Genomic DNA, 19,249 nt, shown 5'->3' with positions numbered 1-19,249 from the left:
AACCATGAAAGTACTTGTGCCAATCAAACGCGTGATTGACTACAATGTCAAGGCAAGAGTCAAGGCCGACAACAGTGATGTTGATCTGACCAATGTGAAAATGGCAATGAACCCGTTCTGTGAGATAGCGGTGGAAGAAGCTATTCGCTTAAAAGAAGCCGGCAAAGCCAGCGAAGTCATCGCTGTCTCGATAGGTGATAAGGCTTGTCAGGAGCAGTTACGCACCGCGCTGGCTCTGGGGGCTGACAAAGCCATTCATATTGAAACCAGTGCAAAACTGGAGTCGCTTCATGTCGCTAAACTGCTGGCAAAATTGGTAGAGCAAGAAAGCCCTGAACTTGTTATTTTGGGTAAGCAATCTATCGATTCTGACAACAATCAAACTGGTCAGATGTTAGCTGCATTGACTAAACGTCCTCAGGGCACTTTCGCGTCTAAAGTTGAAATTGAAGACGGCAAGGCCGTTGTGACGCGTGAAGTTGATGGGGGTCTGCAAACGGTAGCACTTAACTTGCCAGCGGTTGTAACTACAGATTTACGCCTAAATGAACCGCGCTATGCATCTTTACCAAACATTATGAAAGCTAAGCGTAAACCTCTTGATGTGATTGCAGCAGATACGCTGGGCGTTGATCTTTCGCCGCGTGTTGAGCTGGTTCGTGTGGCAGAGCCTGCCAAGCGTGAAGCGGGCATCATTGTTGAAAGTGTAGAAGAACTGGTCAATAAACTAAAAACTGAAGCTAAGGTGATCTCATGAGCGTACTAGTCATTGCTGAACACGAAAATGGTGTGTTGAAGCCAGAAACGGCAAAAGTGGTTCATGCGGCGAGCAAGCTAGGCGCAGAGATCCATGTTCTGGTAGCGGGCCACAATGTTGGGTCAGTTGCTGAGGCGGCAGCACAAATCGCAGGCATCACAGCCGTTAAGCTGGCAGACGACAGTGCGCTGGATCATCAGTTGGCCGAAAGCACAGCGGATTTGGTTGTCACACTTGCACAAGGGTACAGTCACATTCTGGCTGCAGCATCGACCACAGGCAAGAATATCATGCCACGCGTTGCGGCATTGCTGGATAAGTCTCAAATTTCTGAGATCGTCGACGTTGTAGATGCTGACACCTTTATGCGTCCTATCTATGCGGGTAACGCCATTGCCACGGTTAAGTCTTTAGAAACGCAAAAAGTTATCACCGTGCGTGCCAGTGCATTTGATGCAGCCGGTGAACAGGCGCCAGTGGGTGTTGATACGCTTACGGCATCAGTAGACAACACCAGCAGCAGCTTTGTTGGTGTTGAGCAAACGGAGTCTGAACGTCCTGAGCTGACGGCGGCGCCTGTGGTTATTTCTGGTGGGCGTGGTATGCAAAACGGTGAGAACTTCTCTTTGCTGGAAGGTATTGCGGACAAACTGGGTGCGGCCATTGGGGCATCACGTGCTGCGGTTGACGCAGGCTTCGTACCAAATGATATGCAGGTCGGTCAGACGGGTAAAATCGTTGCACCTGACTTGTACATTGCTGTTGGTATTAGTGGTGCCATTCAGCATCTGGCCGGTATGAAAGATTCAAAAGTTATCGTTGCCATTAACAAAGATCCGGAAGCGCCCATCTTTCAGGTCGCTGACTACGGTTTGGTGGCTGATCTGTTCGATGTATTACCTCAGTTCGAACAAGCGCTGTAACAACAAATTCTGGTTGTTAAAGCCGTGAGCACGATTGTGCCACGGCTTTTTTCGTCAACGAAGGAGCAAATTCAGCTGGTCAGTGTGGAGCACTTATTATGAAGCCATCATCCTCTTTATGACGTTAGTTTTTCTTACACTGCCTCTTCAATTCCATTGCTTGCTTCATCACCACAAAAGTTACTTTTCACTTTGACTGAGTTCTCTTGTCATTTTAGCGGCCGTTTTTCCGGCGGGGTCAAAACAGCTCATAGAAATGCACATGGCTTGGTTAGGTGTCCTTATTTACCCGAGAACCCTTGAGGTTATCCCCGATATAGGGGTCATTTTAGCTCATTAAGACTGAAATTTAGCCAGTTTGAAGGGGAGATGGCGGTGTACCGACAATGGCTGCAATAAATTGGTCATTGAGCAAGGTTAAGGTCTTCGCGGATATTATAAACGACTCTTCCTGTGCGAGAAAAATATGAAAAATACTCTACCTTCCGTGATATCCAAAGCCTGCGCTGGCGTCGCTATGGCACTTGGCGTGATAAGTGCACCTGTATTTGCCAATACGTTGCAAGGTGAACTGACCGATCAGCAAAACAAAGCCCGTTTTGAGGGTGCGAAAGTCATCATCAAAGAGCTGGGCCGCGAAGTCAGCTCTGAGCGAAATGGTGCATTCAGATTCATCAATCTACCGGCTGGCACGTATACGCTGGAAGTGCGTTACATTGGTGCGCAATCTGTTACCCAGCAAGTCGTGATTAAAGACAACCAGGTGACTCAAACACGAGTTCAGCTAAGTGCATATCAGGGGGAAATGGACAACATCATAGTCAAAGGGCAGCGTGCCGGGCAGGCAGGTGCCCTGAACAGACAAAAAAATGCCGATGGCATCAAATCTGTGGTCAGCGCAGACAGTATTGGTCAGTTACCGGATCAAAATGCTGCCGAAGCGCTGCAACGTTTACCGGGGTTGTTTATCGAACGTGACCAGGGTGAAGGCCGCTTTGTGGGCATTCGGGGCATAGATCCAAACCTTAACAATGTGACTATTAACGGTGCTGCCGTGCCGTCTCCAGAAGGCGGTGTACGCAGTGTGGCGATGGATGTGCTACCGAGTGAAATTATTCAGAGCCTGGAAGTCAGCAAAACGGTCACGCCGGATATGGATGCCAATGCCATTGGCGGCAGCATCGAAGTGAAAAGCTTAAGTGCCTTTGACCGCGAAGGGGAGAGCTACAGCTTTACGGTGCAGGGGGCCTACAATGAGCAGGTCGAGAAGAGCAGCCCGAAACTGTCGGCAAGTTACAGTGATATCTATGAGATAAGCAGTCAGACACAGCTGGGTGTTGCAACCGCGGTTTCCTGGTTCGAGCGCAAGTTTGGCTCGCATAATATGGAAACCGATGGTGGCTGGAGGGCACTTGAAATGGACGATGCCAATACAGGAGAGGAAGTGGCATTTTTTGGTGCTGAGGAAATTGAGCAGCGTCATTATAGCATTACCCGAGAGCGACTGGGTGCTGCATTAAACTTAGATCTGCATCAGGGATTGTTTAACAAATATTACCTCAGAACTATGTACAGTGAGTTCTCAGACGATGAGTTTCGTCTGCGTAATGAGTACAAGTTTGATAAAGGCGAGTATCTGAGCGAGCAATCGGGCGATACCATGGCCTATTTTAGCGGCGCAGAAATGGACCGGGATACCAAAGACCGCTACGAAGAGCAAAGTATTCTGTCTGTGGTGGCTGGCGGTGAGCATCTGATCAGCGACTGGTTTATTGAATACAGTTTGGTGTACTCAAAATCAGATGAGCGAGAGCCGGAGCGTCTGGATATTGCCTTTGCCGGGGAGGACTTGATGCTGGGATATGCGAGCCAGGGCGACACCCCGGTATTGTCTCGTAGTGAGGCCGCGCATCAGTTAAGTGGTTTTGAACTGGATGAAATTGTTTACGAAAACAACCTCAGCGAAGACGAAGCAACCAGCTTTAAGCTGGATCTGAGCAAAGAGCTGTTGATCTCGGGGCATAACGCGGAACTGAAGTTTGGTGCTAAGTACCGCGACCGTGAGAAGTTTAACTCAGTTAATGCTGTGGTGTATGACGGCGGGTTTGATGATGTTACGGCTGAGCAGTTTAAAACGCCTGAGTCAGAATACGCTCCGGGTGATTTTGGTCCGGGTTTGTCGCAGCATAGGTTGCAAGCCTATTTTGCACAAAAGCAGGGCAGCTTTGAACGTAACGAGCAGGAAACGCGTATCGAGTCAAAGGGACGTAGCTACCGCTCTGATGAAACGGTCAGTGCACTGTATGCAATGGTCAACATTGATTTTGGCAAACTCAACCTCATCACGGGTGTGCGGTACGAGGATACAGACTACACCACCAGAGGCTATCGGGTGGCACTCGAAAAAGACAACCTGACAGACAGTGAGCAAGTTAATATTACACCGTGGGAGGTGGATAAATCCTATGACCATTTACTGCCAAACCTGACCTTGCGTTACGAGTTGGCAGACGACCTGATCTCCCGCTTTGCTTATACCCAAACGCTTGCTCGTCCGGGCTTCGAAGAGGCAGCTGCCTATCAGCTACTGGAAAGTGAAACGGATGAAGATGATGGTCAGGTCGTGACAGAACGTGAAGGTGAGGTCGGCAATCCAGACCTGGACCCTTATGAGTCGCAAAACCTTGACCTGTCGATTGAATACTACACCGGGAACATCGGCGTTATGTCTGCGGGGGTGTTCCACAAGCAAATCGACAACTTTATCACAGAGCAGGAAGTACAGGAGCAGCCCCAGTGGGCGGGCTATAAGAAAGTCATGCAATACGTCAACGGTGGTGAAGCGGATCTGACGGGTATTGAACTGGCTTACAGTAAGAACTTCAAAAATGGCCTGATGTTTTCCGCCAACACCACCCTGATAGATGCAGATGACAAGTTGACCCGTCAATCCGATACCGTGGCTAACCTGATGTTTGGCTATGAAGACGACGCTCTCAGTGCTCGCATCAGCGGTAACTACAAAAGCAAGGCCTACCTGAGTACAGAAAATGATGCGCGCGTTTATCAGGACGACCACATGCAGTTAGATTTGAGCGTGAAATACTACTTTAACGAACAAATGCAGCTGTATTTCAATGCCATTAACCTGACTGATGAGCCGCTTTACATTTATCACGGTGAGCGCAAATACAACTTCCAGTATGAACAGTATGGCCGCTCGTTCGAGCTCGGCTTTACCTATACCTCATTCTAAACTTGGCCGGAGTGTGCCGGGGTAACCCGGCACTGTGTATACCTTATGACTTTAAAACCACTAGTTCTTTGTTGCCTGAGCGTGCTTTGCGGCTCTGCGATGTCGGCAAACAATATTTCTTTCCTGGCATTTGGCGATGGCGGCTATCATCCCGATTATCCAAAACTAAAACATATCCAAAAGCCAAAAAATAAGGCGCAGTTTATTGCCGCTGAAAAAGCTGACTGGTTACAAGATCATCGTCCGCTTGATGAGTTTAATCATGCGCCGATTTACGTTTATCCTGATACCGACATTGCCACGGAGCAGACCGGGGCAATCGCCTCGGGTAAGGCTATGGCAACCTTGTGCCAGCAAAAACGCTGTGACTTTGCCATTCAGCTGGGCGATAACATCTATCCTGACGGGGCGGGCGCAAACGATGGTAAAGACGATCAACAACGGATGAATGATTTGATCTTAAAGCCACTACAGCCCTTATTTGCCCAACAGCCTGATCTGGTTGTGTATTCTGCGCTGGGTAACCACGACTGGAAAACCTCACGCAAAGGGGTCAAACTACAAACCGAATGGATGGCAAAGCAGCCAAACTTTACCATGTCGCCCCAGGGCTACTACAGCTACACAATGGGGGAGCCTGGCAATGATGTTGAGCTGTTCGTACTGGATACGAATATGCTGCTTTCAGGTCAGCACTACTATGAGGTGCCATTGCGGCCCGATGGCAGTGAGCAAGGGTTGGCCAGTGCACTGGCATCTGCTCAGGCTGAGGTAGAAGACATTGAACGTCATGAAGTGCCCGTTAACGGTGAGGATCATCGTCAGCTGGCATGGCTGGCCAACGGGCTGAAAAATTCCAAAGCAAAATGGAAACTGGTGTACGGACACCATATATTGTGGTCGATTGGCGGTACCAAATATGACGAAGGCCATGTGTTACGGCGGCTTATTTTACCTGAGCTATGCCAGTATGCCGATGCGTATATTGCCGGACATGAACATGATTTGGAATTACTGACGGATGATTGCAGCCGCGTCATGCCGGGCAATACCAAACCTAAGCTTCCGCTGATCATCAGCGGCGCTGCAGCAAAAATGCGTGGCACCCATACGCCCTTTGCCCAGCAGCAGGAAAAGCGCTATCCGGAATACGATCTGCTGTGGTCGAAAAGTTTTATCTGGGGTTTTGCGCACATTGAATTAGATAACCAGCATGACAGGTTGAATGTGTCTTTTTATACCACGCCACATGATCGCAGTGGTCGGTTAGAAGCAGAGCAGTCCTTTAGCTTCGCAAGGCGCAGTAACTAAAGGGAGTTCGAATAAAGGCACCACATTTTGGCTGGCAGTAACCCTAATGTAGTGCCTTTATTACTCTGATCGAAAGTTCATTGCAATGCGTATAGTGCACTATAGTTATACTCACACAGATATCGTTTACACCTGATATCACCATTGTTCGGGTTGCGTATCTAAGATTAAATAAGAGTTGAGTTGCCAATGAATACCCATGATCCTTCAATGGAAGAAACCTTGTTTTTCGGTCAGCTAATGGAAAATTCCTCTCCAATTGAATTACTCAAACAAATTCTGATGAATTCTCAGCACGCCATTGTGGTAACCGATGCAGACCGTGACCATGGTTACCGTGTTGTGTACGCCAACCAAGTGTTCTGCAGACAAACCGGATATGAGCTTGCTGAACTGATAGGCCAGTCGACGTCGATATTGCAAGGACCAAAGAGTAACAGCAGAGTACTGGCCCGCCTCAGTCCGGCACTGGAAAAAAACGGCTATTTTTATGGCTCATCGGTTAATTACCGTAAAGACGGCTCTATGTATCCGGTAGAGTGGAATATCTCGGCCATTACTAATGAAGCCGGTGAGGTCACTCATTATATCTCCTTACAAAAAGACCTCACAAACATGCGTCGTCTGGTCAGGCAAATTCGCGATTCCACCGAAGTCTTCAAGCAGTTTTATATGGATTCCAGCCGTCAGGATAGCCGCTTTGGTGGTGTCTCGAACTCGGTACTCAAAGCTTTGAAAAGAAGTGCTAAATTACTTAATGGTAGATTGAAACTTAAAGATAATGTCGAGCTTTTCCAGGACGCATTCCCTTATCAGGAAGCAGAAGAAAATCAGTTTGACGAGCTTTTTTTCGACCTGGATGAAGAATCAGGTAGCGCCACAGATCAGCGTCTCAACAAGCAGGTACTGAGTGCAGAACAATTTTGGGCTGACAGTCCGATAGAAGAGGATGATGTTGAATCCATTGTCGGTGCACTAAATGAGTTAGAGTCTGAGACAGGTCTGATAGAGCTCAATGGTTATTCAGAGGCAAGGTTTAAAAATGTTGCCCGGTTATATAAAGAGCTCGCCAATACCTTGTATTTCTGCATTGAATTCAATGACGGCGCCTTGATGATTGACGAGGTTGCTGAACGCCTGGATGCGCAGGCAGCAGATCCGTCGTTTCCTATCGAATTTTTGTTGATGTTTAATAAAGACATCAGTAGCTGGCTGAATGATGTCTTTGTAGATCAGCAAGCCGATAACGTATTTGCGGGGGAAACTAATGCAATTATGGCAGGGGAGCAGCTGTTGTCTTTGATCGGCAGAGGATAACCACGCTGGTCAGTGTACTTTACCATCTGGTGTGGCGAGCTGCATTCATTGCTCAGAGCAGGGGGAGCTAGATAGAACAGTTCCGGCCTGCCACCCCAATATCAGGGCTATTTAGCTGATACCAGAACCCGCTATGTTTATCTTTAGATAAATTTATAGCGGCTAATCCGTTGTGCATTTTACGCGAAAAAGTCACATTAAAACAAATAACTTGTGCAAATTTCAGAAGGTGCTCGGCTGCTTTGAATGTCAGTGCATCACTCTTTACTTGCCAATGTGGAAAGTCATGGGTTAATATTTAGTTTCCATGTTGGAAAGTAAAGGAATGATAATGAATAGAGAAATTAGGGTAGATGTGGACGTGGCAAAGGCCGCCCTGGCGCTGTCTGGTGAGACGAAACGGCAGGCGCTTCTGTTACTCAGGCCGCCCATGTGGCTGAATGGGTTGATAAGTGTGCTGGCTGCATCCGCCACCATCGCAAGCGCACAAGCCAGTCATAGCAGTCTCTGGACCTTCATTGCGCTTGGCACCTCAGCTGTTTTGCTTGCACTGGTCCTGGGCTGGTGCTGTTATCTCAAGCTCTCTGGCGTTAGCGTAAAAAGCCCGCTTGGCTACAGTCCTAAAAGCACCACCCGTAACCTTGCACTGGCTTTGTTCAGCGCGTTTACCGTCCTGTTGGGGTACCACCTTACACAGCAGGGGAACTGGCAATTTGCTTATCTGGCCGGCTTACTGATTGGAATTTTGAGTGGTGTTGGATTATACAAGTTACCTACAGGCGAGTGGATACCGCAGGACAGAGGCAATGAGTAAAGCCTGTTTTGATCCGCTGATCCATGCCAATAACCGGTTACAGATCTGCGCTTTGCTTGAAAGCGTTGACGAAATGGAGTTTTCTGTCGTGAAAGCGCAGCTTGCGGTCAGTGATTCGGTACTATCAAAGCACGTAAAAGCCCTTGAGCAGGCCGGTTATATTGCGGTAAATAAACGTACCAGTCTGGCCCGCCAGCGTACCTGGTTGTCTCTTACTCGTGCGGGCGAAGCTGCTTATCAACGACATGTAGCAGCGCTGCGGGAGATTGTTGGTTTTTAAGGATTTCAGCTGCATAGTTTTCTATTGCGCTATGAGCGAAGGTGGTTAATCCATATTCATTCAGAGGCAGCAGAACGCGCAAACAGTGTGCTCTGATAATTTATCATATTTAGTGTCTTACAATATCTCAACAGGCTAACATGGGACTTTTGTTGATCTGTGACGCAGCAATATTAACGAGATTAACGAGACTCTTGTACTGAGCAGAAGGGAGCTAAACGCTCCCTGAGTTACCAGTAAGGCTTATAGTTTTTCCAAAATTACTTCTGCTTTACTTACTTCAAAGGTCTTTGGCGCTTCAACCTGTAAGATGGTGACAATGCCATTGTCGATCACCATGGCATAGCGCTGCGAGCGGATCCCACCAAACCCTTCAGTGTCCATTTCTAACCCTAGGGCTTTGGTAAAGCTGGCATCGCCATCACCCAGCATCATAATTTCGCTGGCATTGTGGGCGTCTCCCCAGGCTTTCATAACAAATGCATCGTTTACAGACACACACGCAATTATATCAACACCTTTAGCTTTGATTTTGTCGGCTAAAGTTACATAGCCTGGCAAATGAGCGGCAGAGCAGGTTGGCGTGAATGCGCCGGGGACCGCAAACAGGACGACTTTTTTGCCTGCAAACAGGGCGTCGCTTTGGTGTGTTACCATACCGTCGGCTGTGAGTTGACTTAAGGTCGTCTGGGGTATGGTTTGTCCTTGTTCAATCATGGTTTTCCTCATTGGATGTTACAGAGATTAATCTCATTTTAGACGTAAACGCCGTACTTAAACACTGACAAATTGCAGGGTTAATACCTTTTTATGCGGTTACTATGAACGACATCAGGTGATAACCTGAATGGCTCAGATTATCACTGGTATAGACAAGTTATTTACTTGATCCGTGTATAGAACTGAAAATATGACTTACACTGGCATTATTGGTCGGGCCAGGATAGCCATGACAATTAAAGCAGTTTGCCGCAGGCTGAAGGTTCTGCGGGCCTGTATAGACAACCTCGCTAAACCCTTGTTGTGCGTTGGTTTCCATTGTGGTGTTAGCAAGCTGGATCGACCCTCGTTGGTTGTCATGATCACTCGAAGGCTGGCTGACATCATTCAGCCAGAGTCCACCTACCAGTTCATACTTGGCCAGCACGCGCAATGAGTTGTAAGTAGGCATACGCTTAAATACCTTGCTGAGCTGCTCGTTAAGGGAAATAATATTGGCGCGATTGTGCTTAGCCTGATTGTCGCCATCAGCAGTACCCTGAGCATAAACTTGGCATACTTCCGTAGGCGCACCGGTTAGAGGCGAATCTCCTGTTTTTGTCGGATCTATGGTTTTGTTAAACGCACAACTTGTATCAGGTTTTGGCAGGCCTGATGTGCATTGCTCACTGGCAAAACTCCAGTCAGCAGTTGGCTGATTGGCCTTCTGACAGTCTGGTGCATTATGTGTGTGCTCAAAGGTTGCCCAAATAAACTCGGGATGCTCTTTGGTGCTGATCACCAAATGAAAACCGACCATACCGTACAGCTCATCAGCTTCCAGTTCTCCATTGTTATTGGTATCAGAGCGTATCCAGACATAGTTCAGCATGTCTTTTTCATTGATCTTACGCCAGGATGTTTTGATCTCGGTCGTGCCTGCTGGGAGAGTTGCTGACCCCTGAGCCACGTTACACATACCGCGATCAAATCGTGTTTCATACAATACGATATTGCCATTTTGATCATACAATACGGCATTGTTAAGCGCCTGATTCATCTCGTGTGGAGCCGTAAAATCCTCACTGGTGGTATGAGGGTCTTTATCTCCTCTGACAAACAGTTTGGATTGCAATGAATTTGGTGCACAAGAATTTTGCCCGTTGCCAAGGTAAATGGCATAGCGGTCCTCATTCAGAAAAGTACGCTCTTCACCTGTCGGTGCATTCAGCAAAGAAATAAACCATTGCCAAGAGAATTGATAGAACTGACATAAGTTTTGCCCGCCACCCGGAATTTCACTGGGTGGACTGTTGGGTTGAGTTACCCAGCTAATACTTGCCGGACAAAACAAAGGGTCCTGGCTGGAGGCGGTGTTATTTGAGTCAGCTGAGCCTGAAGGCTCGGTGGAGCAGGCCATTAATGTTGTGACGGCTGCTGTGAGCATAGAAAGCTTTAAGGGGCGCATAACAATTCCTTTCAATATCGAGACGGTCTTGTTAACTGTAGAGCAATGTTATAAAAATTGTTAAGGGAAAACGCTTTAATTCGCTGGTTTTAATGCTAAGAGCGCAGCAAAAGGCAGTCTCATTAAAAACTGAATCCATTTAGTCAAATCACAAAACACAGCGGTCTGTCGCCGCCAGCAAGTCTCAGGGCTACTTAAACATGATCTGAATTTGTTCTCGTTTGGTGTTTCTTGTATCGCCGACGAGATGCGTAAGCAGGTTTATAGAGTGAGCTTCTGCATGGGCTGCAAACAACACCATACTGGGAAACTGATTAACTAAAGGTGTGGCACATAGAATTTTGGGGGCTTTTTCCGTGTGCCTGAAAAGTGTGCTTTAAATGAGCCTGGTTGATTGCCAGCACCTGGTTTCAGCGTTACTTCAAATGTTTTATTCGGGCCAGGTACTCAATGCCGTCGACATCTGCAAAACTGCGATATGTGTCACTACCCTATAAATCTGCATAAATGACACATATATTTAGATGTTACCCGCTACAGGCATCTGAGCGGCAGTAAAATTCTATGCAGTTACTCATGGAAGCCGGTGGCTTACCGCCAGCAACAAGTATAGTTTGGTCCGACGGCATGACTGACTTGTCCTTACTAAGAGATTTTAACTTTTTGGTTTTTATAGCTAATTTCATTTTCATACCTTTTGAATTTATAATTGTTACCAATTAATGGTGGTTAAATCTTTATATGGGTAAACCCAGCGAGCTTCCCTCACTAAGGGATTTCCACATTTACACGTAAATATCAAAATTGCAACCTTGCCTTTAATTTATGTTAACTTTATGTGGTGGCGCCTTGCTGTTGCCCGAATGGTGTCTGAACACTAAAAATAGGCTCAGAGGGCGTTCGGTGCATACTGTCACGACATGTTTCATGTAGTAAGTTTTACGCTAGAAGGGGTTTAACTGACAGCATTACTTTTAAAGTTATGGTGCAGGCGCAATGATTATTGTCAGTGCAGTTCGGGCTTCCTTTTCCTGCTTAAGCGGTTATAGTCTGGTACATGATGAATTTACTACCCTATCTGTGGACATTCGGTTGCGGACAGGGAAGCGCATACAGGATCTATTTCTGATGAGTAACAACTACACAATTCGAACTATGACCCGTGAGGAGGTTGGCCTGGCAATTGAGTGGGCCGCACAGGAAGGCTGGAATCCGGGGCTTGAAGATGCACATTGCTACTATCAGGCTGACCAGGAGGGGTTTCTGATTGGCTTGTTGAATGATAAGCCAATTTCAGTGATATCGGCGGTAAAATACGATAGCTCGTTTGGATTCATCGGTTTTTATATTGTGAAACCAGAATATCGGGGTCAGGGTTTTGGATTGAAAATCTGGCAGGCGGCTATGGCCAGGCTGGACGGATGTAATATTGGCCTGGATGGTGTGATTGAACAGCAGGAAAACTACAAAAAGTCTGGCTTTGATCTGGCATATGCAAATCGACGCTACCAGGGCAACAGCAACAACCTCGCAGTACAGGAAGCGACAAACTTTCAAGACCTTGATACGTTGTCACATGAAACAATTGAGCAATTTCTCTTGCCGTTTTTTCCTGCGCAAAGAACCGCGTTCTGGCATGCCTGGCTGGGGCAGAGAAACGCATCGTCGGTTGCCGTGCTAATTGAGGGGGAGTTGCAAGGGCTTGGTGTAATCAGACAGTGCCGGGAAGGGTATAAAATAGGTCCCTTATTTGCTAAAAGTGTCTTGCAGGCTGAAGCAATGATTGGTGCATTAAGCTCAAAAGTTGCGGACGACAGCTCTGTATATCTGGATGTGCCTGCATGTAGCCCAGCGGCGGTTGTGCTCGCAGAAAAGCTCAATATGACACCTGTGTTTGATACGGCACGTATGTATACGCAAGCGCTGCCGGATATTGGCATAGACCGAACATTTGGTGTGACGTCTTTCGAAATAGGCTAATCAATAGCAACAGTTTGGCGCACTGGGTGCGCCAAACTGTCAGCTCACACGGGTTGTTTTGCAAAACCACTTCGTAAAGAGAGCGATCGTGTTGTGATAACTAAGCCGTTACTTGTTAGACTTTACAAGTGAAATTGAAGTGGCCTCAATATGGATTTTTTCTTGTTTGAATAAACCACCGATAGCTTTTTTAAAGTTAGCCTTGCTGGTGGAAAAAGTCTTTTTAATCAGCTCCGGGTCTGATTTATCGCCTAAAGGGATGAAGCCGTTGTTTTCTTCCAGTTTTTTAAGGATCTGTTCGCCTAAGTCTGAGATCTTATCCATGCCTGGCTTTTCAAGTAAAACGTCAATCTTATCGTCTTCGTGTACTTGTTTCACATATCCGGTCATACGCTGACCTATGTACATACGTTTAAACACCGTGTTAAAAAATACCATGCCAAAGTGTTGTTCGTTGACGATGACTTTATAGCCTAGATCGGTTTTAGCGGCGACAATTAGCTCAACCTGTTCAAATTTTTTGTACTGTGCAGGCGTCTTATTTAAGAATTTTCCAAGGTTACTGGAGGCACATAAACGCTTGCTGGCGTTGTCCAGATACAGCTTAACCAGGTAGCTGTAGCCTTCGCGCATTTTTGGCTTCTGTTCGTTATAGGGCGCCAATACATCTTTACTGATCCCAAGATCTAAAAAAGCACCGACCTTATTAATTTGCTTGGCACGGAGTAAAGCGAACTCTCCCAGCTGAGCAAGTGGTTTTTGGGTGGTTGCGCAGGGGTGTCCCTGGTTGTCACTAAACACAAACACCTCTACATTGTCGCCGGCTTCAAGGTGATCAGGCAGCTCTTTGAGAGGCAAAAAAACGTCGCCATGCTCCTTGCCATCAAGGTATGCACCTTCGGCACAAATCTCTTCGATCATTAAAAACTGAGTAGTACCTAGCATGTTTATTCCTCGGTTGGCTTCTTAGGTTTTCTTCTTAGTGGCGCGTGTCCGTCGACATCAAATGGTGCCGGAATGGCTTTTTTCACTTGCTGTGGCTTACGCTTTGCTGTGCGTTTTACTTTGGCCTTGGTATCTGCAGGCTTGCGCTTGGCACCAGGTTTAGGTTTAGCCACTTTGGGCTTAAAGCCTTTAAACCTTGCTTCAAGCCCTTCAACTGACTGAAACTGCACTGACTCTTTCAGGTAGGCAGCGATGGCTTCATAGCTTTTCCAGTCTTTTGGTCCGACAAAGGAAATCGCATCGCCTTTAAACCCGGCCCGGCCAGTACGCCCGATCCGATGGACATATTCTTCTGCCTGTTTTGGCAAGTCGAAATTAATGACGTGAGAAACATTAAGCAAGTCCAGACCACGCGAAGCCACATCAGTAGTAACCAGTACCTTATACAGTCCGCGGCTGAATGCGTTCATGATCTCCAGACGTTTGCTTTGTGGCAAATCGCCCGCCAGTGCAACGGCTTTAATGTCCATGTCATTGAGCATGTCGCTGAATCGGTTGGTGTCCTGACGCGTGGCGGTAAAGATAATACATTGCTTTACATCACCTTGTTGTACAAAGTGTTTTAGCAGGGCTTCTTTGTGATCCAGGTGATCGGCAAAATACATTGCCTGACGAATATCATCATGTTTTTCGTTACTGCCACTAAGCAGGATGCGCTTGGGTGATTTCAACAGATCTCTGGAAGTGATTTCAATCTGGGCATGCTCAAGCGTTGCCGAGAAGAGTAAGGTCTGACGAAGTCGGTGATCGGCCGCCTGGTTAATGGTCGACAGTTGCTTTTCAAAGCCCAGGTCCAGCATACGATCGGCTTCGTCGAAGATCAGCAGCTCAAGGCCGTGAAGCTGCAAGCTGCGTTGTTCTATATGGTCCGTGATCCGGCCCGGTGTACCAATCACAAAGTGGGGGTCTTTGCGCAGGGCTTTAACCTGATCATTAAAGTTCTCACCACCGAGTACTTTAGTGCATGACATAGCGGTGCCGGCAATGAGTAACCGGCACTGGTTAAACACCTGAGTAGCCAGTTCTCGCGTTGGTGCAACGATCAACACACGAGGATCTCGCTTGCTAAGCGCTTTTTGTTTCATCACGCGCTGAACTGCTGGGAGCAAAAATGCCAGAGTTTTTCCTGAGCCGGTTTTTGACTGTGCAAAGGTATCGTGCCCGGCAAGGGCGGTTGGGATGGCCTGGGCCTGGATCTCGGTAGGGGTCGTGATCCCCTGGTGTTCTAATTGTTTTTCAAAGCGCAGGTCAAGACCCAGTTCGGAAAATCTCAAGGTACTCTTCTCCAGTAATTATTTTCTAAAACGCAGCATTATAACAAACTAACTCTCCCAAGAACCATAATTTTACAGTGCTTAATGTTAGTTGTGTAACGGGCGCGGACAAATGGTTTTGCAATTATCCTTAAAATCCGTAAAATATCGCGCCTGGCGCCGGATTTACGATCCGGTTATGTGCTTACACGTCGTGCTTAAGTGTAGGCTGTTTTAAAGCTTATCGAAGAGAAAGTTATGAATAACCATTTTGTTGTATGTGCAATGTACAAGTTTGTGTCTTTGCCAAATTATCAAGCCATCCGTCAGCCTTTACTCGATGTTATGGAAGCTAATGAAGTGCGTGGTACGTTATTGCTGGCAGAAGAAGGGATTAATGGCACGGTTGCGGCCAAGCGTGAGGGGATTGATGCCTTGCTGGCTTGGCTCGATAAACAGCCTGGCCTGGATAACATAGTGTATAAAGAATCATACGACGAAACCTGCCCGTTTTACCGCACTAAGGTTAAACTGAAAAAAGAAATCGTCACCATGGGCGTGCAGGGCATTGATCCTAAAGAAGTGGTGGGTACTTATGTTAAGCCACAGGATTGGAATGCACTGATCTCTGACCCAGACGTGGTACTGGTCGATACCCGTAACGATTACGAAATCGAGATCGGAACGTTCAAGAACGCCATTGACCCAAATACTAAAACTTTCCGTGAGTTCCCGGCGTGGGCTGAGAAAAACCTCGACCCGGCAAAACACAAGAAAGTGGCGATGTTCTGTACCGGTGGTATTCGCTGTGAAAAATCAACGGCGTACATGAAGGAGCAGGGTTTTGAAGAAGTCTATCACCTCGAAGGCGGCATTCTTAAGTATCTGGAAGACGTGCCAAAAGAAGAGACCATGTGGGAAGGCGAGTGCTTTGTATTCGACAACCGCGTTGCCGTTGATCACGACCTGAACAAGGGGTCATACGAGCAGTGCCACGCTTGTCGTATGCCAATAACTGAAGAAGAAATGCAGCGTCCTGAATACATGGAAGGGGTGTCATGCCACCACTGTTACGAGGACGTGACTGAAGAGCAAAAAGCCCGCTTTGCCGAGCGCCAGAAACAAATTGAGTTAGCGAAACAGCGCGGCGAAGGACACATTGGCCATGAAGCACAGGAAACGTTACGTGCCCGCAAAGAGCAAAAGCAAGCAAAGAAAGAAGCGCAGCGCGCTAAATCGGCGTAATTGCTCTGAGCAACTAAAACTGAAAAAGCCAGCGTAATGCTGGCTTTTAAGTACTTGCTATCCAAGTTATTTTGAAAAGGAAAATAGTACTAATGGCAATGGTTATGCTGTAGGCCAGGTAACCTATATTTACGTCAGATAACGATAGAGTTGGTTGCAGCTCCTTTATGGAGCAGCAACCAACGGTATTAAAAAAGCGTTGACTATGCTCATTGAGCCAGCTCTGTAAACTTTGCCAGCTTACCACCTCAAAATTGGCTACAGAAATAAACGCTTTGATATGAGTGCGATTTTAAACGATCGTATAATTAGCCTGTTAACGTTTTGACAAGCTCTTTTATCCAAACAGGCGCACTGCACCGATGAATTAAGCATAGCTGCTCTGAATTTTGTCTGGCACCATCCGGAACAGACAGTTTTTTGAGCTGCCAGGCCGAGATCATATAATCTGGCAGGTAGGCTATCGCCTTTCCACACCTGACCAGTTCACATAATGCTGCATAGTCGTTCAACACCCACCTTACCTCTCTGTTCAAATTAGTACTTGGCCAGCCGTCGCATCCGATGCCGCGTACTTCACCACAAAAAGGCGATGTCTCTGGTACAGCGAACGGAAAATTGGCAAGATCTTCATGCGTTATACTGAGTTTGTTCGCAAGTGGGTGGGTATCTCCAACCGCCAGCTCAAGGGTGAGCTGACCTAACGGATGCACTTCAAGGTCCTCGGTCAGATATGGTTTAACCAAACGGGTCGTTAATGCAACATCCACCAGGCCACGTTTGAGCTTGTCAAGTGCGCCGACTTCGAAATCAGTTTCGTAACTCATTTGAATACCAGAAGCTTGCGATCCGAAAAGAGCAACCCACCGATACTGAAGGATTGCCGGTGCAGATATACGACAGCAGTACGTATGTTGCTCCGGGTCCATTATCGATTTTATGTTATGGGTGAGATCCAATATTTTGATAGCTTCAGGTAATAAACGTGCACCATTTTCATTCAGGACTAGCTGTTTGCCAATTCTGTCAAATAATAATACACCGAGCGAAGACTCGAGTTTTTTCAGAGATTTGGACAGAGCTCCCGGGGTGGTATGTAGCTTTACAGCGGCGCACTGAAGCGTTTGAGCATTGGCAATTGCGATAAAGCGATTTAATTCTACTATTTCCATTTTGGAACTACAGTTGAGTACTTGGAGACGATATGGAATTAAATATACCTTAAACTTAGTGAGAATATACCGAGATTGGAGGAATTTTCATTGTTTAAGTGGTTATTGTTGTTTTTGAGCCCTTATCTATTCGCGCATCAGCTGCATAATAGCTTTGGTGTACATGGTCTGGTATTGATGCAGGTGGATCATAAAATGATTGCTTCTCACTTGCCAATGCCTGCTGGCATGCATGCGAGACAACTTATTTTCGATGTGCAGGCCGGTTACCTACATGAAAAGGTGGTAAATTTGCTCAAATCTGAGCCTCTGGTAACATTTGCTCCCCATCCATTTGAGCTTGACAAGCTGCGTACGGGAAAAATAACTGAACTGACGGGGGGATTATATCGGGGACATTTTGAGCGCGGGGGGACATTAGTTGAAGATGGACTGAAACTTAAAATAAATGAAAGAATACTCGATAAACCAGTTGAACTGGTTGCCAATGGGCACTTTTATGTGAAGCCCATCACTGAGCAGTCTTGTTTGCTGGTCCACAGAATTGGCAGGCTCCCTAGTTTTGATCAAATAGTTCAGGTTAAATGTCGTGACCAATCTAACTTGGCCAGTATCGTTAACGGCGGGTTGAAAACCCCTCTTAACAAGGCTGTACCGCTACAGTTTACTTTTATTCGATCATTGTACCTTGAAACTCAAGACTTTTCCGGAGGGTAAGCATAAGTTACTGGATCAATACAAAAAGAGCGTGCCTTAAACCAGTCTGGTAGCGCTTTTTTTACTCTGGCTGGGCGCTGTTTTTGGGCAATCTCTAGCTTCACTTTAGGTGCCAGGTATTGCGCAACCAGTTGCTGCAATTTTTCACTTTCAAGTTGTTTAAATGCTGATAATAGGTTTTCCCTGGTGCTTTGAGGGAGTGTCTTACCCAGGTTAGCATCATTGGCACTGACCAGCCAAAGTAGCAAAGCTTTTTTAGATGTGTCTGGGTAGGCGTCTACCAAAGCGGAAATTGGACTGATCAGGCGTTGGAAATTGAGTGTGTGCCCCTGGATGGCGAATACGAGCAACAGGTTGGTACCCGCGGTAATGTTGCCCGAACGTTTATCGCTGGATTGATAGCCAATCAGAGCGTCACGGTAGTAAGCCTCGGCTAAATTAATTTTTCCTTCATCCAGGGCAAGTGTTCCCAAGTTATTGTTCACGTTTGCAAGCGCACGTTCATGATGAAGCCTCTGCGCTATGTTTCGTGCTGACTGATATGACTCCCTGGCAAGCGTGTAATCATTCATGTGCCTCGACAGCACCGCAAGGTTGATAAGTAAAGCCATTCGTTTTTTGTCCGAGAGTTTAAGTGCCAGCGCACAGGTATAAAGCGTTTTTGCTTCAGCCAGGTAGCCAAGACGCCTGAGTGCGATGCCCATAGCACTTACCATGCTTGCCAGGTGCCTTTTAAAGTAAGCCTGTTCCTGGAGTTGTATCAGTGCCGCCAATTCTGCTTCTATGTGGCCTAAATTATTGGTGGCGATGGCTGAGCGGACTTTCACCAGGTGCCAACGGATCCGCTGTGAAGGGTTGAGGTCTGTAATTGAGTGGACTTGCCTGAGTAGTTGATAGGAATGTGAAGGCTCAACAATCATGTAATCCTCTGCTTCTCTCAAAATATCTGCAGATGAACGATTAACCATTTGAGCACTAGCACAGCTGAGCTGGCTATAAAGTACTCCAACAACCAATAACAACCAAGTGTATTGCAACGCATACTCCCGAAA

The 19,249-nt window shown here is 46.9% G+C and carries 16 protein-coding genes; 10 read left to right on the top strand and 6 right to left on the bottom strand.

Features of this window, described 5'->3' with window-relative positions; translation table 11 throughout:
• Positions 1 to 4: 4 nt before the first annotated feature.
• The 7 genes from MHN33_RS08110 (at position 5) to MHN33_RS08080 (ending at position 8,658) form a co-directional block, all read left to right on the top strand.
• Positions 5 to 757: an electron transfer flavoprotein subunit beta/FixA family protein gene (locus MHN33_RS08110; protein ID WP_239397487.1), complete on the top strand. Its 753-nt coding sequence runs from the start codon at positions 5 to 7 to the stop codon at positions 755 to 757.
• A complete protein-coding gene (locus tag MHN33_RS08105; protein WP_239397486.1) occupies positions 754 to 1,680 on the top strand; it encodes an FAD-binding protein in 927 nt (308 codons plus the stop codon). The genes MHN33_RS08110 and MHN33_RS08105 overlap by 4 nt, the downstream gene beginning before the upstream one ends.
• Positions 1,681 to 2,146: 466 nt before the next feature.
• A complete protein-coding gene (locus MHN33_RS08100; protein ID WP_239397485.1) occupies positions 2,147 to 4,936 on the top strand; it encodes a TonB-dependent receptor in 2,790 nt (929 codons plus the stop codon).
• Positions 4,937 to 5,035: 99 nt separating this feature from the next.
• Positions 5,036 to 6,247: a metallophosphoesterase gene (locus MHN33_RS08095; RefSeq protein WP_239397484.1), complete on the top strand. Its 1,212-nt coding sequence runs from the start codon at positions 5,036 to 5,038 to the stop codon at positions 6,245 to 6,247.
• 189 nt (positions 6,248 to 6,436) lie between these two features.
• Positions 6,437 to 7,564: a PAS domain S-box protein gene (locus MHN33_RS08090; RefSeq protein WP_239397483.1), complete on the top strand. Its 1,128-nt coding sequence runs from the start codon at positions 6,437 to 6,439 to the stop codon at positions 7,562 to 7,564.
• A gap of 331 nt (positions 7,565 to 7,895) precedes the next feature.
• On the top strand, positions 7,896 to 8,378 hold the full coding sequence (locus tag MHN33_RS08085; protein ID WP_239397482.1) for a hypothetical protein: 483 nt from the start codon (positions 7,896 to 7,898) through the stop codon (positions 8,376 to 8,378).
• Positions 8,371 to 8,658, top strand: coding sequence for a transcriptional regulator (locus MHN33_RS08080; protein WP_239397481.1), 288 nt, complete (start codon positions 8,371 to 8,373; stop codon positions 8,656 to 8,658). Before MHN33_RS08085 ends, MHN33_RS08080 begins: the two co-directional genes overlap by 8 nt.
• A gap of 243 nt (positions 8,659 to 8,901) precedes the next feature.
• On the opposite strand, the gene MHN33_RS08075 is transcribed toward MHN33_RS08080, so the two are convergent.
• Positions 8,902 to 9,375 carry a peroxiredoxin gene (locus tag MHN33_RS08075; protein WP_239397480.1) on the bottom strand — a complete coding sequence of 158 codons (474 nt, stop codon included), beginning with the start codon at positions 9,373 to 9,375 and terminating at the stop codon, positions 8,902 to 8,904.
• Positions 9,376 to 9,535: 160 nt separating this feature from the next.
• Positions 9,536 to 10,825 carry a hypothetical protein gene (locus tag MHN33_RS08070; protein ID WP_239397479.1) on the bottom strand — a complete coding sequence of 430 codons (1,290 nt, stop codon included), beginning with the start codon at positions 10,823 to 10,825 and terminating at the stop codon, positions 9,536 to 9,538.
• A 1,128-nt stretch (positions 10,826 to 11,953) separates the two neighbouring features.
• On the opposite strand from MHN33_RS08070, the gene MHN33_RS08065 reads away from it, so the two are divergent.
• Positions 11,954 to 12,805 (top strand): GNAT family N-acetyltransferase, encoded by an 852-nt coding sequence (locus MHN33_RS08065; RefSeq protein ID WP_239397478.1) that lies wholly within the window; start codon positions 11,954 to 11,956, stop codon positions 12,803 to 12,805.
• 108 nt (positions 12,806 to 12,913) lie between these two features.
• Here the strand turns inward: MHN33_RS08065 and MHN33_RS08060 are convergent, their stop codons facing one another.
• Together MHN33_RS08060 and MHN33_RS08055 are read right to left on the bottom strand one after the other, a co-directional pair.
• Positions 12,914 to 13,750 (bottom strand): S1-like domain-containing RNA-binding protein, encoded by an 837-nt coding sequence (locus tag MHN33_RS08060; protein WP_239397477.1) that lies wholly within the window; start codon positions 13,748 to 13,750, stop codon positions 12,914 to 12,916.
• Positions 13,751 to 13,752: 2 nt separating this feature from the next.
• The gene (locus tag MHN33_RS08055; protein ID WP_239397476.1) at positions 13,753 to 15,084 is read right to left on the bottom strand and encodes a DEAD/DEAH box helicase; all 1,332 of its coding nucleotides are present in this window, start codon (positions 15,082 to 15,084) and stop codon (positions 13,753 to 13,755) included.
• A gap of 237 nt (positions 15,085 to 15,321) precedes the next feature.
• Here MHN33_RS08055 and MHN33_RS08050 point away from each other — a divergent pair, with 237 nt between their 5' ends.
• A complete protein-coding gene (locus MHN33_RS08050) occupies positions 15,322 to 16,308 on the top strand; it encodes a rhodanese-related sulfurtransferase (RefSeq protein ID WP_239397475.1) in 987 nt (328 codons plus the stop codon).
• A 308-nt stretch (positions 16,309 to 16,616) separates the two neighbouring features.
• Here MHN33_RS08050 and MHN33_RS08045 read toward each other — a convergent pair whose 3' ends face one another.
• Positions 16,617 to 17,480 (bottom strand): LysR family transcriptional regulator, encoded by an 864-nt coding sequence (locus MHN33_RS08045; RefSeq protein WP_239397474.1) that lies wholly within the window; start codon positions 17,478 to 17,480, stop codon positions 16,617 to 16,619.
• A gap of 90 nt (positions 17,481 to 17,570) precedes the next feature.
• Here MHN33_RS08045 and MHN33_RS08040 point away from each other — a divergent pair, with 90 nt between their 5' ends.
• The gene (locus tag MHN33_RS08040; RefSeq protein ID WP_239397473.1) at positions 17,571 to 18,197 is read left to right on the top strand and encodes a hypothetical protein; all 627 of its coding nucleotides are present in this window, start codon (positions 17,571 to 17,573) and stop codon (positions 18,195 to 18,197) included.
• On the opposite strand, the gene MHN33_RS08035 is transcribed toward MHN33_RS08040, so the two are convergent.
• Entirely contained in the window at positions 18,176 to 19,165 is a 990-nt protein-coding gene (locus MHN33_RS08035; RefSeq protein WP_239397472.1) for a tetratricopeptide repeat protein, read from the bottom strand. The genes MHN33_RS08040 and MHN33_RS08035 overlap by 22 nt on opposite strands.
• Between the last annotated feature and the right edge of the window lie 84 nt (positions 19,166 to 19,249).

Source organism: Pseudoalteromonas sp. OOF1S-7, assembly GCF_022347765.1.
In the GTDB taxonomy this organism is placed as follows: Bacteria; Pseudomonadota; Gammaproteobacteria; order Enterobacterales; family Alteromonadaceae; genus Pseudoalteromonas.
Note: the sequence above shows the minus strand (reverse complement) of the source record. Positions and strands in the feature narration are given on the sequence as shown.

What these genes read in the sequence shown, in the direction of transcription:
- MHN33_RS08110 (WP_239397487.1), top strand. Translation starts at nt 5, where the DNA reads ATGAAAGTACTTGTGCCAATCAAACGCGTGATTGACTACAATGTCAAG.
- MHN33_RS08105 (WP_239397486.1), top strand. Translation starts at nt 754, where the DNA reads ATGAGCGTACTAGTCATTGCTGAACACGAAAATGGTGTGTTGAAGCCA.
- MHN33_RS08100 (WP_239397485.1), top strand. Translation starts at nt 2,147, where the DNA reads ATGAAAAATACTCTACCTTCCGTGATATCCAAAGCCTGCGCTGGCGTC.
- MHN33_RS08095 (WP_239397484.1), top strand. Translation starts at nt 5,036, where the DNA reads ATGTCGGCAAACAATATTTCTTTCCTGGCATTTGGCGATGGCGGCTAT.
- MHN33_RS08090 (WP_239397483.1), top strand. Translation starts at nt 6,437, where the DNA reads ATGAATACCCATGATCCTTCAATGGAAGAAACCTTGTTTTTCGGTCAG.
- MHN33_RS08085 (WP_239397482.1), top strand. Translation starts at nt 7,896, where the DNA reads ATGAATAGAGAAATTAGGGTAGATGTGGACGTGGCAAAGGCCGCCCTG.
- MHN33_RS08080 (WP_239397481.1), top strand. Translation starts at nt 8,371, where the DNA reads ATGAGTAAAGCCTGTTTTGATCCGCTGATCCATGCCAATAACCGGTTA.
- MHN33_RS08075 (WP_239397480.1), bottom strand. Translation starts at nt 9,375, where the DNA reads ATGATTGAACAAGGACAAACCATACCCCAGACGACCTTAAGTCAACTC.
- MHN33_RS08070 (WP_239397479.1), bottom strand. Translation starts at nt 10,825, where the DNA reads ATGCGCCCCTTAAAGCTTTCTATGCTCACAGCAGCCGTCACAACATTA.
- MHN33_RS08065 (WP_239397478.1), top strand. Translation starts at nt 11,954, where the DNA reads ATGAGTAACAACTACACAATTCGAACTATGACCCGTGAGGAGGTTGGC.
- MHN33_RS08060 (WP_239397477.1), bottom strand. Translation starts at nt 13,750, where the DNA reads ATGCTAGGTACTACTCAGTTTTTAATGATCGAAGAGATTTGTGCCGAA.
- MHN33_RS08050 (WP_239397475.1), top strand. Translation starts at nt 15,322, where the DNA reads ATGAATAACCATTTTGTTGTATGTGCAATGTACAAGTTTGTGTCTTTG.
- MHN33_RS08045 (WP_239397474.1), bottom strand. Translation starts at nt 17,480, where the DNA reads ATGGAAATAGTAGAATTAAATCGCTTTATCGCAATTGCCAATGCTCAA.
- MHN33_RS08035 (WP_239397472.1), bottom strand. Translation starts at nt 19,165, where the DNA reads ATGGTTAATCGTTCATCTGCAGATATTTTGAGAGAAGCAGAGGATTAC.